The following is a 15,678-nucleotide window of genomic DNA, read 5'->3' as shown; positions in this document are numbered from 1 at the left end:
AGGACATGCCGCCGATAAGCGCCACTGTCTATGCTGACAACAGGTCGATGTTACGGGTCACGTAAAGCCGACAAACGTTGCAGCAACCTAGTTGTGTCAAAGTGCTACGGCACATTGATGGACTGGGATGCTACCACGCCTTTTTTAAGAATGGATCGTTGATTTTGAAGAGTTTTTCCTCAATTCGAACAATCAAAAATCACGTTTGAAGAAAATATCCAGCGAGCTGGCCAAGCCGCTGGCGGCTTCAAGGTACAAGCGCTTGGTCAATTCATAGCGCAGGGCCACGGTATTGACCGGCTCAAACACCCCAACGCCATAGCGCAGGCTAAGCCGCTCGGAGAGCTTGCCACTGGCAACCACACTGGTGCTGTCACCACTGCCTTCGCTGTCCAGCTCGAAATCGGTGATGCCCATGGTCTGGGCGAGATTACCGGCAAAGGGTGATGAGCCCTTGAGCCCCAACGCGACGACGGCCTGGCCGATCAGATTACTGTCGCCACTGTCCTGGCCAATTGGGCGACCCAGTATCAGGTAGCTCAACGCCTGGTTCTGGCTCATTGCCGGCTCGGAAAACACTTCACTCTTTGGCTGTGCGGCGTTACCGCTGAGGCGCAGCCCTGCGACGACATCATCAACGGTTCGAATCGCCTCGACATCCAAGTAGGGTTGGTCAATTGGCCCGGCAAACAGCAGGCGCGCGCGGCGTATTTGCAGTTTCTGGCCATAAGCACTGAACTTGCCTTTATTCAGATTGAGTACGCCACGGGTATCCAGGTCATTGCCAATGTGCACATTGCCTGCGATTTCAGCCTTGAGTCCAAAGCCACTGAACTTGAGCAAATCTTCACCGACTATCACATCGACATCCATCGCGATGGCGACCGGCTTGTCTTCTGTCGCCTGGCTGCCAACGATGCGTGCATCGCTCGACACCTGCACTGTGGAAGGCGGCAGCTCGCGCACCTCAATACTTCCGCGCGGCACCAGCACCTTGCCACGTACCGACATTTGCTCATTGGCGACCACAACCGTGATATCCGGTTCGACCTCAAGCGCCGCGTAAGGCTCAACGTGGACAGGTAGCCGCTTGGCACTGATGTTCAGTTGCCCGGCCAGGTTATTGCCCCACGCCAGATTGCCTTTTAACGTGCCAGCGCCCTGCTCGCCGCTGCGCCAATCCCCCGTCAGTTGCAGGCTCTGCCCGTTGATCAGGGCCAACAATTGCAAGCCTTCAAAGTTGGTTGGCAATTGGCCGCCGGACACTTCTGCATCAGTCAGTTGTACCCGGCCATTGACCAGCGGCGCCAGCAGCGTACCGGACAATGTGCCGTTACCGCCGAGCCGGCCTTTCAAGGTATCGACCATGGGCACAAAGGGCCTAGCCACCGAAAGGTCGACGTTCTTTAGGTCAAAGGTGCCTGATATCGGTCGCTTGCCGGGCCGAGGATCAAGCTTGGCCTGAATATTGAGCTGACCGATCTTTGGCCCACGAAGCTGCAGGTTGCTGACGATCTGGGTAGGCTTCAAATCACTGGTCAGGCGCAAGCTGTCATAGCTGAAATCGTTCCATTCACCGGCGTTGCGCACCCGCCATGAGCCGCGCCCGGCATCCAGGGTGATTTGCCCACTAGGCCCGGCGCTCGGGATATCCAATTTGATCGCCGCATCCAACTGCCCCTTCCATGCAAAGTCATCCGGGAACCACTGGGCCAAGCTGTCCAGCGGGAAACCTTTGAGTTGATAGCGAATTCGAGGGTCCGGCAGCAAGCGTTGGTCCTCACCACATAACGAAGCACTGCCGGAGCGCCAGCAGTGCTTGCCCAAGGTGATTTGGCCATTGGCCAGACGCTCCAGCTTGGCGGCCTGCTGCAAGCGCCAATCCTGACCGCCACTTTTGATTTGACCGCTGTCCAACGTACCGCGCCATGCACCTTTATCGTTCAGTACGCCGTGCAGCGCCGTGGAAGTTTCAAGCAACGGTCCTTTAAGGTCGAGCTTGAGACTTTGGCGCTGCTGATTACCTTGGGCACTCGCATTGAGGCGCCCTAGCTGGGTTTCACCGAGGGCAATGCCGTCGGCAATCAGTTTCAGCTCAGCTTGCTGGGCGCTGTTCAAGGTTGCATCAAGGTCGAGGCTGGTGATCTTCTGGTCGGTGTAGGCCAACTGCTGGCCCTTGAGTGTCAGCTTGGCTTGCGGTGCTTTGAGGCTGCCAGCCAGGTCGACCTTGCCGTTAACCCGCCCCTGCAATCCCGGCCAGAGTTGGCCAAGACGCGGCAAGTTCAACTGTAGTTGTCCGGCAAGGCTTTTATCCAGGACACCTTTACCAGTGATGCTGTTTTCACCAAGTTTGATATTCAGCGCGCCCAGGGTCCAGGACTGGCCGGCGCCCGTGGCATCGACCTTGAGTCGCGCCGGCTGGCCACGCAGATTGCCATTGATATCCAAGGCTGCGCTGAGCTTGAGGCTTTCATTTTTCAGTTCGCCTTTGCTCGCTAGTGGGCCAGCCAGCTTGCCTGGCATTTCAGCTAGCCAATACGCAGGGTCGATATCACTCAGTTGCAACTGAGTGTCCCAACTGACGCCATCGGCGAAACCAACTTGGACCCGCCCGCCCGCCTTGCCTTGCCCGGCCACGATCTGTAAATCGGGCAGATGCACTTGAGTCAGGTTGCCGCTAACAGGCGTTTTTACGCTGAACGGCCCAGCTGGGCCGAGCAAGTTGGCGTCTATGTTCCCCAGATAATTTCCGTCGGCAAAACTGATATCACCGGTGAGGGTTTTAACCGTGACTGGCGGTGGCGTTTCCAACGGATAGAGCATCAGCCAGGGAAAATCCTGCCAGTCAAAGCTGGCATCAACGCTAAAGCCATCGCTCCAGCTCATCTGGGCGTTCAGGTCGAGCTTGCGTTGATCATCAGCACTGAGTTGCAACTGTGAGATGTCTGCGCCAACGCCCGTGACCACGCCTTGCAAGAGCAGGCCTATATCACCACCATCGCCCGGCAGCTGTGCACTGCCCTCAACCTTGTAGCCCTGCTCAAGATCACCTGCTGCTGTGAGAAGAACCTGATTCAAGCGCAAGGTGTCAGGCAACACCGCACTGCCTTTGAATCCATCGGCCTTGAGTTGCACTTTAGCCGGTAGGTTTTCAGCCAGGGCTTGCAGTTCACCGGTCAAATGTCCTGGCAGATAGCCGCTGCTTTGTGCATCGATATTCAGGGTCTTTTGTAGATCACCGCTGATGTTCAGCACCAGCTTCCAGGGACCGGCATCGGGGGACGGCAGATTTATATCGCCAGAGACCTTTAGCGGCCAGTTGCCGGTGGGTTGCAGCAAACCGGTCAGGGCGACACTTAAATCCTCACGCTGCAGATCCAATTTATCAATCTTCAGGCCTTCAGCTGTCCAATGTGCAGCCATCTGCAAGCCTTGCAGTTGTTCAACACCATTGAGTTGCAAGCTGCCGACTTGTATCTCGCCGAACTCAATGGCAACCGGCAGATTCAACTCGGGCAAGGTGATAGGCCCACTGCTGGGCTCGTCGCTGCTGGCTGGTAATTGCAAGGTAATAGCTTGCGCCTTGAGCTGGTCGATACACAGGGTCATGCGCAGCAGGCAACCGGGCGACCACTCGAATTCTGGGTGATCAACCGCTACAACAGTGGCGTCTTGTTGCCAGTTCAGTGCATCGGCCTGCCAGTGCCCAGCCAAACGCCCGCTGAAGTTTGTCAGTTGCAGCCCTGGCACCTGCCCCAGCAGCCAGTGACTGCCCGCTTGCGTGCCTAACAAGCTGGCAATTGCGATCAGCAATATCAGGACTAAAGCCAGTACAGCCCAGAGACTGCGCTTCAACAGACGATTCACAGCTCTGGCCCCATGGAGAAGTGGATATGAATGCCGTCGTCATCGTCGTCACCCGGATTGATCGGCTTGGCCAAATCCAAACGCAGTGGCCCCAGGGGCGAAATCCAGCGAACGCCGAACCCAAAGGATTTTTTAAGCGACGGAAACTCTAGGTCGTTAAACGAATTGCCTTGGTCGAAGAAGGTCGCGACTCGCCATTTGTCAGCGACGCTGTATTGGTACTCGACCGAACCGGCGACCAGATAGCGACCACCAATCTTGTCGCCATCGGAGTTCTCTGGTGACAGGCTGTCGTAATCGTAACCGCGCACACTTTGGTCACCACCGGCGAAAAAGCGCAGCGAGGGCGGCACATTGCTGAAGCCATTGGACTCGGTGCCGCCGATTTGCGCCCGCCCCAGGAATCGATGCTTGTTGGCGATGGTGTAAAGGCCCTTGGCTATTGCATTGGAATGCACCACATCTGAGTCAGAACCCAAGCCCTCTTTACCGGCAGAAAGATCGAACTGCAAACGGTAGCCCTGGCTCGGGTCGATCTGGCTGTCGCTCTGCAAGTAGGCATAGCTGATACCTGGCAGCAGCAAGGTGCTCAAGCCAGAGTCATCACCCAACTCGTATTCTTCCCGTTGCCACTTCAGCGAAATAACCCGCTGCCAGCCACTATCGAGTTTGCTATGCCATTCAGGCCCGACAGTGATCAGGTTACTCAGGGTGTCAGTGTCTGGCAGGTCTTCGTACTGATAACCGCCTGCAAACCTGAATTTATCGGTCAATGGTGGATCAAGCGGCACGTCATAAAACAGGCTGACATTTTGCCGAGGGGCCGAAAGCTCCATTTCAGCGCCATAACTGTGGCCTTGCGGGTTGGCGTAGTGGCGGGTCCAGTTAGCCCGTCCACGGGGGCCAACGTCGGTCGAGAAGCCGAGCCCGAGCCCCATGCTGCGTGGCTTGCGCGCGGTCAGTTGAACGACCACTGGTATTATTTCGCCACTGGCCTGCGACGGGTTGGCATCGACTTGCACATTGTCGAAATAATCGCTTGAGCGCAGCGCTTGATAAAGCTCGGCAATTTTGTCGGAGTTGTAAGGCGTATTCGCCTCGAACGGCACCATGCGCTGCAGCAAGTCATTGTCGAGGTCATAGTCACCCGAAAATGCGACATCACCAAAGGTATAGCGCGGGCCACTTTCATAGATCAATGCAACATCGGCAATGCCTGCCCGCGGGTCAATATCAAGCTGCTGGCTGGTGAACTTGCCGGCAAAAAAACCATAGCGTGACGCTTGATTGAGGATATAGCGCTTAACCGCCTCATAAGCGCCATGGTTGAGTACATCGCCGGATTTAAGGCGCGCATCCTTTGGCAGCTTGAATTGGCTGAGTTCGCCAGCGGGGCCGTCAATACGCACAACAACATTGCGCAGATGCACTGGTTCGCCGGGATTGATACTGACTTTGAGTTGCGGCGGGGTTGCTTCGACAACCTCAAGGCTGATCTGCGCTTGATAATAGCCAAGGGCCTGTGCGGCTTTTACCGCTTGTTCTTTGGCGACCAAGCTAAAGCGTTGCAAGGCATCGGCATCGCGCTCACCGAGCGAACCGATATAGCCTTCCACGTTGGCCTTGAGTTCTTTATTTGCCGGTTTGATGGAAACAGTTAAACGCGACTCGGCCAGTGAACTGGCGCAGAACATTATGAGCGCCACTCCGGCGCAAAGCTTTTTCACCACAGTCATGAACTCGATGTTAGCACGACGCGACCCCTCACCTAGAGCACTTAATACACTTAACCACGACTAAGGAGCCTCTGAAAAAGGCAGCGAGCGACGATAGTACAAGGCGCAACGACCAACACCAACGGGAGTAACAGCCAAAGGCTGTGAGCAGTTTTTTAACGCCGTAATAGCTAGCGCAGTCGTTTTTCAGAGGTTCCCTAACTCAGGCACAAACCTACCACCTGGTAGAAGTGATCAACCGGGATGAGTCACTTTTATTCAGAATTGTCACTGTGGAAAACTCAGGCGTCATAACCCACCCTGGACGACCAGTGCGTCCAGAGGTTAGGTCTGTCTCAAGCGCTGGCTTTGGTCACCTGTTGCGGGTTGGGATGCAAGAACACGTGCTCTATGACAGGACCAATGGCAACCTGGCCAATTTCCTCGTAGCCCTGTCGCTGATAGAAATTCAGGTAATGCGGATTACCGGTATCGACCACGATGCCACCCGAGTTAGGGTCATCAGCGCACCAGTTATGCAAGGCTTCAAGCAATTGCTCGCCACGGTGCTTGCCTTGATATTCAGGATGAATACCAATCAACGGAAGGACGTGAAAAGCACCAATTGGCAGGATGGACATCAAGGCTGCATGGTACTCAAGGTAACGCTTGGTGCAGCGAAAACCCGTGGTTAACAACATTCGCATGCGCCATGCCCAACTTTCAGTGATATCGAGCCGGCGCTGTGGTGGTGCAATCAAGGCTATACCGATCAGGCGATCGTCAATCAATAGACCGACTGCTGGCAGGTCCTCGCTGAAGTGTTGCTGAACAAGCTCACGGATGGTGGCACGCACTCGCTGGTCAAAGCCCGGACGCTCGGCTTCAAACAAATAGGCAAAGGTTGGTTCAAGCCGATACGCGTGATAGAGCAATGAGCGCGCCTCTTGAGCATAACCTGAGTCGAGCATGCGAACTTCAGCAGGGCTATTTGGCATCAGTCACGACCTCTTGTCTTTTAAGTAAAGGGCCTACCTCTCCACCCTAGCACCGCACAACCAAGCCTGCTAGATGGCTGGCAGCCACATACCGCAATCGGCTAGCATCAGTGATCTCATCTACAAAGTACTGGATCTGCCGCCATGAAGATTGTCTCCTTCAACATCAACGGCCTGCGCGCCCGCCCGCATCAATTGGCGGCCTTGATTGAAAAGCATCAACCAGACGTCATTGGCCTGCAAGAGACCAAGGTATCTGATGATCAATTTCCAGAAGCGGATATCCGTGCCCTGGGTTATCACGTGCATTATCACGGACAAAAAGGCCACTACGGTGTTGCCCTGCTTTCCCGTGAGGCACCGCTAGAACTACACAAGGGTTTTCCCGGCGACGGCGAGGATGCGCAGCGGCGCTTTATCTACGGCACCTTTGCCGATGAAAACGGCAATCCAGTGACCGTGATGAATGGGTACTTCCCCCAAGGCGAAAGCCGCGATCACCCAATCAAGTTCCCGGCCAAGCAGCGCTTCTACGCTGATTTGCAACAACTGCTGGTCAGTCAATTCAAACCTGAGCAGCCACTGGTGGTGATGGGCGACATCAATATCTCGCCCGAAGACTGTGATATCGGCATCGGCGAAGTGAACCGCAAGCGCTGGCTGAAAACAGGCAAATGCAGCTTTCTTCCCGAAGAACGCGAATGGCTCGCCACCCTTAAAGGCTGGGGTTTGGTTGACAGCTTCCGCGTACAGAATCCGGAAGTGAACGATCAATTCAGCTGGTTTGACTACCGCAGCCGTGGCTTTGAAGATGAACCCAAGCGTGGCCTGCGCATTGATGTAATCCTGGCCAGCGCACCCTTGCAAGAGCGAATCAAGGCAACCGGCATTGATTACGCACTGCGCGGCATGGAGAAACCCTCGGATCATGCGCCTATCTGGCTTGAGCTCGAATAACAGCCCGGGTTGCGCGGCGACCACAAACGAGGCTGCTGCGCACCGGCCTTAGCTAGCAGAACCTGAAAAACACCTCTAAACATGATTGTGACGTCACATCGGCGTCACAATATTGTCTTATCTTCGCGGCACTTCCCACCCATACAAGGTGTTTGCCGCATGTCGCGCGTCCTGCTCGATAATGAATCTGATACGTGGAGCCGTGCCTCCAGCCTCATTCTTCTAGGCTTTATTTGCTACGCCCTGCCCTGGTCGGTATTTGCCGCCCAGCAACCCGCTGCCAGTCTGCAACAAACTGAGGCCCCGCTCCTGCGCATCCAGGGCTCCAACACCATTGGCGCCAAGCTGGGGCCAGCGCTGGTCAAGGGCATGTTTGAGGCGCAAGGCTACAGTGCGATCACACTGCTGCCGGGCAACATCGAAAATGAACAGAGGATCACGGCAACCTCAAGCAAGGGCCAGCCGGTCAGGGTCGATCTCGCCGCCCATGGCTCAAGCACTGGGTTTGCTGGCTTGCAAGATGGCAGCGCCGACATTGCCGCAGCGTCGCGACCGATCAAGGATGCGGAAGTCGCAAGCCTCGCCAGCCTGGGCGACATGAAAAGTCGTGATGCTGAACAGGTCATCGCCATTGATGGCTTAGCCATAATCCTGCACCCGAGCAACCCCATCAGCTCATTGCGCACCGATCAGCTGGCGCAGGTATTTTCCGGGGATATTAACAACTGGGCACAACTGGGCGGCCCAGCCGGTGACATTCACTTGTATGCGCGTGACGACAACTCAGGCACCTACGACACCTTTAAAGAGCTGGTGCTCAGCGCCAACGGCAAGTCGCTCGCAGCGTCCGCCAAACGCTTTGAGTCCAACGACAAACTTTCCGACACCGTCAGCAGCGACCCGCAAGGCATAGGCTTCACAGGTCTGCCGTCTATTCGTCAAGCCAAAGCCCTGGCCATTGCCAGCGGCGACTCACAACCCATGCTGCCGACCCGCACGGCGATCGCCACCGAGGATTACCCGTTGTCGCGGCGCCTGTACCTCTACAACTCACCTAATCAAAGCCAGCCTTGGGTAAAAGCGCTGGTCAACTTTGCGCACAGCCCACGCGGCCAAGCCATAGTTGCGCAAAATGGGTTTATTTCGCAGACAGTCAGCGCGGTCAGAATCACCCCAACAGCCGAGATGCCCGGCGCATACCAACAACTGAGCACTAACGCCCAGCGCCTGTCTGTTAATTTTCGCTTCGCCGAAGGTAGCGCCGACCTGGATAACAAGGCTCTGCGTGACCTCAACCGTGTGATGGACTACTTGAGTGTTCACGACAAACTGCACCAGAACGTGGTGCTGGTCGGCTTTGGTGACCCTAAATCTGACCCGGCCCGCGCCAAGTTGCTATCCAAATTACGCGCCATGGCTGTTCGTCGCGAGCTGGCCAAGCAAGGCGTCATCTTTAAAGACATCATTGGCCTCGGTGATGTGCTACCCGTTGCCGCCAATGACCAGGAAGGCCGGATTAAAAACCGCCGGGTTGAAGTCTGGGTTTATTAAAGCCCCATGCGCACAGAGGCCCGTCGTGTCGGGCCTTTGTGCGTTGCGCTTGATTATTGTGCAAAGCTTATTGGAAATGGGTTATTGAAACATTCAATGATCTGGCGGTCGGAATATCATCGAGCGCAGCGGATCCATGGTTGCGCAAGCTCAACGCTCAAGCTGGAGTCGTCAATGAGTCATGCTTTTCTAACCCTTTGCAAATCCCTGCCTGCCCTGCTGATTGCAATGCTTGCTCTGGATGCCGCGGCGGCTGACCCAATCCGCATTCAACAACTGCAACGCTGCGGTGATCTACTGGAAACCAAGAAGCAGACATTCTGCCTGCGAGTCAAAGGCCTGCAGGCCGGCGCCCGGCAGGTTCGCCTCAATGGTCAGGCACTGGCTGAAAAACAGCTAAGCGGCGAAGGAGAAAACCTGCGACTGCAATTAGACACCCGCGGCAAGAAAAGCGGCCCCTTGGTGCTCGAACAACAGGGCCAGCAGAGCAATCCGGTCTGGTTATCACTGGCCAGCAGTCACGTAGTAGCTGCCACTGCAGATGAAGTGGCAAAGAATATGGATGGCCTGACCTCCTATGTCGACCTGATCAGCGTCGTGATCGAAGAAGATTACGACGGCGCCAAACAGGCACGATTGCTGGCAGACAAATACGGCGCCAAAGTGGTTGGCATGATTCCACCGCTGAACACCTACCAACTGCGCCTCAAGGCCAAGAACCTCGATGAGCGCGACGCCACTGTGTTGCGCCTTGGCGGTGAAGTCAGTGTCGATGCGGTCGTCATAGAAGAGTCTGGCGCAGAAAAAAGCATCGAGACAGACGCCGACAAGGCGCCTGCGGCGGACAATCAGGAATGGGCGGCCAACCGCTTTCTTGATGCGGTGAATTTTTATCAGCGCCGCTTGCAACGCGAAAACGGCGGACTAGCAACCCACCCCGTGCGTATTGGCGTGATCGAGCGTGATGTTGACTTTGATTCGCCGGACTTCAGTGACTACATCGGTGACAATTGCCGCTCCGACAGCAAGCGTCTATGCCTGTACGCACGTGATGCCGACAAGCCAAGCGGCCATGGTTCAACGGTTAGCGGCATCCTCGCGGCAGCCTGGGGTAAAGGCGGCAACAGCGGCTTTTTGCGCGGACTGGATGATGTCGGCCCTGGTTTCGATGTCATCGTCGCGCGTGACTCGGATGCCGGCATCACCGCCAACGTCGCGGCATCGGTCAATCTGGTCGAAGACGGCGTGCGGGTGCTCAACTGGAGTTGGGGCATACACCGCGTGGGCGCCATTGATGTCAACGGCGACCCCATCGATTCGCTGGTACGCTCCGGCATTGCCATGAGCGGCTATGAAGAACTGCTCGAGGAGTTTTTTCTCTGGCTGCGCGAAGAGCACCCCAATGTGGTGGTGGTTAACTCGGCGGGGAATGGCTCGTCCTTCTCCGGTCGCGATGAGTATCGACTGCCATCGTCTTTCGTCACTGATCAACTCTTTGTGGTCGGCGGCCATCAACGCAGCAATAAAAACGTCCCGGTCAAAGACCCGGCCTACGCCACAAAGCGCAAGGCGTCCAATATCGATATGCGCGTAGACATCACTGCAGCAGCCTGCGTGCACGCCTCAACCGCAAAGGCTGACGAGGAAGGCGATGTGCATTGCGGCACCTCCTACGCCACCCCGCTGGTCGCCGGCTTGCTGGCCGCCATGCTGTCGATCAACCCGGAACTGGAACCCGATCAGCTGCGCATGTTGCTCCGCCGCAGCGCCATGACCATAGGCGAGGAATACGACTTCGAACCCACCGAGGGTGACGACCTGACCGCGCCCATACTGCCATCCGAACGCGCCAACGAACTGAACAACCCTGACGTGGGTCACTCAGCAAGGCTGGATATGTACAAGGCGTTGGATTTGACCGTGCAGAGCTTGAATCGGGTGCGCTGAGGCAGGACAAGAAAATTCGCTTGAATTGCTGGCGCCCGATGCAATGTACCGGGCGCCAGGGTAACGTGGCCTAGCGGGTGGCGTTCATCGCTTCGCGGGAGATGTACTTGCCAATCTCGAACTTACCGATGGCGGCGCGGTGAACCTCGTCCGGGCCATCGGCCAGACGCAAGGTCCGCTGCATGGCGTACCAATACGCCAGCGGGAAGTCATTGCTGACCCCGCCGCCGCCGTGGATCTGGATCGCACGATCGATGACCTTCAGCGCGACATTCGGCGCCACCACCTTGATCTGGGCGATTTCGCTGGCTGCGATCTTGTTCCCGACCGTGTCCATCATATAGGCCGCGTTGAGGGTCAACAGGCGCGCCATGTTGATCTCCATGCGTGAGTTGGCAATGTGGTCGATATTGCCGCCCAAACGCGCCAGAGGCTTGCCGAACGCCGTGCGTTCAATCGAGCGTTCACACATCAGTTTAAGTGCGCGCTCAGCCATGCCGATCGAGCGCATGCAGTGGTGAATACGGCCAGGACCAAGACGACCCTGAGCAATCTCAAAGCCACGCCCTTCACCCAACAGCACGTTTTCATAAGGTACGCGAACGTTCTCGAAAACCATCTCGGCGTGACCGTGTGGCGCGTCGTCATAACCAAACACCGGCAACGGACGAATGACTTTCACACCCGGCGTGTCCATTGGCACCAGAATCATCGAATGCTGCTGATGACGCGGGCCTTCGGGGTTGGTCAGCCCCATGAAAATCAGAATTTTGCAGCGTGGATCACAGGCGCCGGAAGTCCACCATTTTCGGCCGTTGATCACCCACTCGTCACCGTCGCGGACCGCCGCTGCCTGCATGTTGGTGGCATCGGATGAAGCCACCTGTGGCTCGGTCATGGCAAAGGCCGAGCGAATCTCGCCGCTGAGCAAGGGCGCCAACCACTGCTGTTTTTGCGCCTCGTTGGCGTAACGCACCAGGACTTCCATATTGCCGGTATCCGGCGCAGCGCAGTTGAAGGGTTCCGGGCCAATCAGCGAGCTGCCCATTATTTCAGCCAATGGAGCGTATTCAGTGTTGGTCAGCCCCGCCCCAAGTTCAGAGTCTGGCAGGAACAGGTTCCACAAGCCTTCAGCCTTGGCCTTGGCCTTGAGCTCTTCCATGATTGCGGTTGGCTGCCAGCGGTCTCCTTCACTGACCTGCTGTTCAAATACAGCCTCGGCAGGATAGACATGAGCTTCCATAAACGCTGTTACGCGCTCACGCAGTTCCTGAACTTTGGGCGAATAGGCGAAATCCATGGGCGCTACCTTTTGACGTTTGGCTTTAAATAAATTGAGTGAAAATTATGCTAGATCACAGATGAAAATTTACCTAAGCTATTTTCACTGTGTATAAACATTCATCACCGATATATGATTCACTGCCTCGGAGCTACTACGGAATGAATCTCAACAAGGTCGATCTGAACCTCTTTGTCGTCTTCGATGCAATCTACACCGAGGCTAACCTGACTCGCGCCGGACAGATTGTCGGCATCACCCAGCCTGCGGTTTCCAACGCTTTGGCACGCTTGCGCGAGACCTTCAACGACCCGCTATTCGTACGCACCGCCCAAGGCATGGTGCCAACACCCATGTCGCAAAACATTATTGGTCCGGTGCGCAACGCCCTGCAGCAACTGCGCATATCAGTGCAAGAAAGCCGTACCTTCAACCCCGCGCAAGCCAATAAAACCTACCGCATCAGCATGACTGACCTCAGTGAGGCGATGATTTTTCCTGCGCTTTTCCAGCGCCTGCGTCGCCTGGCACCCAAGGTCTGCATTGAAAGCATGCTGGCACGCCGCCGTGAAACGACTAAAGAGTTGGCGGCTGGACGCCTGGACTTTGCGATTGACGCGCCACTCAATACCGACCCACAAGTCCGGCACGTCAAGTTACTGGAAGACCGCTACGTCTGCGCGCTGCGGAAAAACCATCCGCTGGCCAAAGACAAAATCAGCCTCGAAGAATACCTGTCGCTCAGCCACATCCACATTTCCAGTCGGCGCAGCGGCTTGGGTTATATCGACCTGGCCCTAGGGAAAATGGGGATTCAGCGCAAAATTGCCCTGCGCTCTCAGCATTACCTGATGGCCAATACGGTGTTGCATAACACTGATATGGCGATGACCGTGCCGGAACGCTTCGCACGCAGCAACGACTTGCACTACATCCAGCTGCCGGTGAAGGAAATGCCAACCCTGGAAACCCATCTGTACTGGCACGAAAGCACGGATCAAGACCCTGCCAACCGCTGGATGCGTGAACAGATCATTGAGATTTGCCAGCAAGTGAGCTTGCGTGAAAAGCAGGCAGAAAAAGCCGAGTAATCCGGCTTGCAGCTTTAACTGCGGGCAGCGTCGCTACTCCACAAGCACTGAGGTGGACACCGCATTGCCCGGGGCGGTTGCAATCCGGTGTTTCAAGCGCTGTCGCGCATCACGATTTCAAAACCTACGTCCACCCGTGGCTGCTTGGGTTGCTCACCGCGCATCAGGCTCAGAAGCATATCGGCAGCCAACTCCCCCACCTTGCCCCGCGTAGTGCGTACGGTGGTCAACGCCGGATGCACCCAGGCGGCTGCGGGTAAATCATTGAACCCGGCGATGGCCAGGCGCTGCGGAACCGCAAGTTCCAACTGCCGCGCCCGGAACAAGGCGCCGAAGGCCAAGTCATCATTGTTGAAGAAAACGGCATCGGTTTGCGGATGCTGCTCAAGCAAACGGTCGAGCAAGTTAGCCCCCAAGCCAATGGATGAAACCTGCGGCGTAAGCATTTCCAAAGCCGCGTTGTAACGCCCCGCTTCGCGCATGGCATGACGATAACCTTCGGCACGCTGCAAGGTTCGCGGATCGAGTTGTGCGGCGGCAAAAGCGATATGCTTGTAACCGCGCCCGATCAATGCCCGGGTCATTGCCGCGCCAGCTTCAAACTGTGAGAAACCGACACAGTAATCATTTGCCGACTCGCTTAGCTCCATCATTGTCACGATCGGGCCGTGGTAATTGGCCAGCACTTCACGGGCAATGTCGCTGCGCTCGAAGCCGGTCAGGAGCAACCCGGCGGGCTGGTGCGCCAGAAACGAACGTAACAGCCGCTCGTCTTCGGTTTCACTGTAGTGGCTGACTCCAATCATCATCTCGAAGCCAGCCGGCATCAGCACCCGCTGAATGGCTTCGGCAGTATCGACAAATACCGAGTTGGACAATGACGGAAGAATGGCCGCGACCAGGTTCGAGCGTGAGCTGGCCAGCGCCCGCGCCGCTGAATGCGGCACATAGCCGAGCTTTTTCACGGCTTGCATGACCTGTTCGCGCAAGGCATCGGAAACCCGTTCGGGTTGTGACAAGGCCCGCGATGCAGACATCAATGAACAACCTGCAGCCTTGGCTACATCATTCAAAGTGACGCGTTCCGCAGTGCGGCGACGACGCTGACTCATAAGGTTGGCTCTTATTCGGGAAGCAGTTCAAACGGCCGCAATATTAGCAAGACATCAACGCCTACCGCTGCATGGCAGATGATTCAGCATGCAACGGTGACATCGAATGCTTATTGGGCGGCTTTTTTAACCTCTGCCTGAACCTGATCGAACAGCTGCTGGCCAACGGTATCAGTCACTTGCTGGATTGCCGGTTGAGCTTGTTCACGCATACGCTCGACTTCAGCAGGACTGATTTCATTGATTTGCATGCCATTCTCTTTCAGCTGAGCCAAGGCCTTGGCAGCTTCTTCACGGGTGTCCTTACGTTCAAAGTCACGCGCTTTGACAGCCGCCTGCATGATGATGTCTTGCTCGGTCTTGGACAAACCATCCCACCAGCGCTTGGATGCAGTGACAATCCAGGGGCTGTACACATGGTTGGTGATGGTCAGGTACTTCTGCACTTCAAAGAACTTCGAAGACAGGATGGTGTTGAACGGGTTTTCCTGACCGTCTACAGCCTTGGTTTCCAGCGCAGTAAACAGCTCTGAGAACGGCAGCGGCACCGCGTTGGCGCCCATCAACTTGAAGGTTTCTAGGAACACGGGGTTGGGCATCACACGCAGCTTGATACCGTCGAAATCTTCCATTTTTTCGATTGGACGCACGTTGTTGGTCATGTTGCGGAAGCCATTTTCCCAGTAGACCAAGCCAACCAGGCCCTTCTCTGCCAGCTTGTCCATCACTTCACGGCCAATTGGCCCATCAAGGACTTTGTCAGCTTGCTCGGCACTGCTGAACAGGAAAGGTGTATCCCAAACAGCCATTTCCTTGCTGATGCCGACCAAGGTGGCAGTGGAGCCAACCATCATTTCCTGGGCGCCACCGATCAGCGCGTTCTGCATCTGGTTATCCGGGCCGAGGCTGGCAGCGCCGAATGTACGTACTTTGAGTTTACCGTCTGAAGCCTTGGCCACCTCTTCGGCAAGCAACTTGGCTGCGCGGCCCTGGTTGCTGTCTTCGTTGAGGCCATAACCAAAACGGATCATGCGTGAGCGAATTTCGTCAGCGTGGGCGGCAAAAGTCGCCAGTGGGCTAAGCAGGACTGCGGCGGTTAAGCCGGCGATCAGTGTACGTCTCATGGTTTGCACCTTTTTTGTTGTTGAATGAGTCGGA

At 56.1% G+C, this 15,678-nt stretch carries 10 protein-coding genes; 4 read left to right on the top strand and 6 right to left on the bottom strand.

Annotation, left to right across the window (positions count from 1 at the left end; translation table 11 throughout):
* Positions 1-192: 192 nt before the first annotated feature.
* From AACY26_RS20955 to AACY26_RS20945, 3 genes are all read right to left on the bottom strand, one after another.
* On the bottom strand, positions 193-3,867 hold the full coding sequence (locus tag AACY26_RS20955; RefSeq protein ID WP_339516905.1) for a translocation/assembly module TamB domain-containing protein: 3,675 nt from the start codon (positions 3,865-3,867) through the stop codon (positions 193-195).
* Positions 3,864-5,603, bottom strand: a complete 1,740-nt coding sequence (locus AACY26_RS20950; RefSeq protein ID WP_339516903.1) for an autotransporter assembly complex protein TamA — start codon at positions 5,601-5,603, stop codon at positions 3,864-3,866. Before AACY26_RS20950 ends, AACY26_RS20955 begins: the two co-directional genes overlap by 4 nt.
* A 335-nt stretch (positions 5,604-5,938) precedes the next feature.
* Positions 5,939-6,580, bottom strand: a complete 642-nt coding sequence (locus AACY26_RS20945) for a GNAT family N-acetyltransferase (protein ID WP_339516902.1) — start codon at positions 6,578-6,580, stop codon at positions 5,939-5,941.
* Between the two features lie 144 nt (positions 6,581-6,724).
* On the opposite strand from AACY26_RS20945, the gene xthA reads away from it, so the two are divergent.
* The 3 genes from xthA (at position 6,725) to AACY26_RS20930 (ending at position 11,035) form a co-directional block, all read left to right on the top strand.
* On the top strand, positions 6,725-7,537 hold the full coding sequence (gene xthA / locus AACY26_RS20940; RefSeq protein WP_339516901.1) for an exodeoxyribonuclease III: 813 nt from the start codon (positions 6,725-6,727) through the stop codon (positions 7,535-7,537).
* Positions 7,538-7,696: 159 nt separating this feature from the next.
* The gene (locus AACY26_RS20935) at positions 7,697-9,088 is read left to right on the top strand and encodes a phosphate ABC transporter substrate-binding/OmpA family protein (protein ID WP_339516900.1); all 1,392 of its coding nucleotides are present in this window, start codon (positions 7,697-7,699) and stop codon (positions 9,086-9,088) included.
* Between the two features lie 174 nt (positions 9,089-9,262).
* Positions 9,263-11,035 carry a S8/S53 family peptidase gene (locus tag AACY26_RS20930; protein WP_339516899.1) on the top strand — a complete coding sequence of 591 codons (1,773 nt, stop codon included), beginning with the start codon at positions 9,263-9,265 and terminating at the stop codon, positions 11,033-11,035.
* 70 nt (positions 11,036-11,105) lie between these two features.
* Here AACY26_RS20930 and AACY26_RS20925 read toward each other — a convergent pair whose 3' ends face one another.
* Entirely contained in the window at positions 11,106-12,335 is a 1,230-nt protein-coding gene (locus AACY26_RS20925) for an acyl-CoA dehydrogenase (RefSeq protein WP_339516898.1), read from the bottom strand.
* A gap of 143 nt (positions 12,336-12,478) precedes the next feature.
* Between AACY26_RS20925 and AACY26_RS20920 the strand changes: the two genes are divergently transcribed.
* Positions 12,479-13,408 (top strand): LysR family transcriptional regulator, encoded by a 930-nt coding sequence (locus AACY26_RS20920; RefSeq protein WP_339516897.1) that lies wholly within the window; start codon positions 12,479-12,481, stop codon positions 13,406-13,408.
* A 92-nt stretch (positions 13,409-13,500) separates the two neighbouring features.
* On the opposite strand, the gene AACY26_RS20915 is transcribed toward AACY26_RS20920, so the two are convergent.
* Positions 13,501-14,520, bottom strand: a complete 1,020-nt coding sequence (locus AACY26_RS20915) for a LacI family DNA-binding transcriptional regulator (RefSeq protein ID WP_339516895.1) — start codon at positions 14,518-14,520, stop codon at positions 13,501-13,503.
* A gap of 110 nt (positions 14,521-14,630) precedes the next feature.
* Entirely contained in the window at positions 14,631-15,644 is a 1,014-nt protein-coding gene (locus AACY26_RS20910; RefSeq protein ID WP_339516893.1) for a TRAP transporter substrate-binding protein, read from the bottom strand.
* Between the last annotated feature and the right edge of the window lie 34 nt (positions 15,645-15,678).

The sequence above is a fragment of the Pseudomonas sp. RL_15y_Pfl2_60 genome, from assembly GCF_963970595.1.
Lineage (GTDB): Bacteria > Pseudomonadota > Gammaproteobacteria > Pseudomonadales > Pseudomonadaceae > Aquipseudomonas.
This window is presented reverse-complemented; position numbering and strand designations above follow the sequence as displayed.